1 protein-coding gene is annotated in these 391 nt (G+C 76.0%); it reads right to left on the reverse strand.

The genetic code is table 11. The features are described 5' to 3' along the window. A partial coding sequence (locus G3I65_RS38640; RefSeq protein ID WP_203612636.1) for a winged helix-turn-helix domain-containing protein occupies positions 1-391 on the reverse strand: 391 nt, incomplete at both ends.

Consider the following 391-nt stretch of genomic DNA (forward strand, 5'->3'; position numbering starts at 1 on the left):
ATCGCGAGCGCGAGCCGGGCGGGGTGCTGGCGCAGGCGTTCGACGTCGGCGAGCGCCGGGCCGCGCCAGAGCGCGAGCGCCTCGCCCGGGGCGTCCCGCGCGAGGAGCGCTTCGAACTCCAGCAGGTCGAGCTCGCTTTCCCCGGCGGAGAGGCGGTAGCCGCGCTTGTCGGTGGCGATGAGGTCCGCGGGCCGCAGCGCCCGCCGCAGCCGCGCGACGTAGGTGTGGAGCAGGTCCAGGCACGACGGCGGCGGCTCGTCCCAGACGACGTCGACGAGGTCTTCGCGCCGGACGGTCCGGTTGGGCTGCAGGGCCAGCAGCGCCAGGATCAGGCGCTGCTTTTCGGCGCCGATCTCGACCGGCTCGGCGCCCCGCGACACCGTCAGCGGGC

It is taken from the genome of Amycolatopsis sp. SID8362, from assembly GCF_010550475.1.
Classification (GTDB): Bacteria; Actinomycetota; Actinomycetes; order Mycobacteriales; family Pseudonocardiaceae; genus Amycolatopsis; species Amycolatopsis eburnea.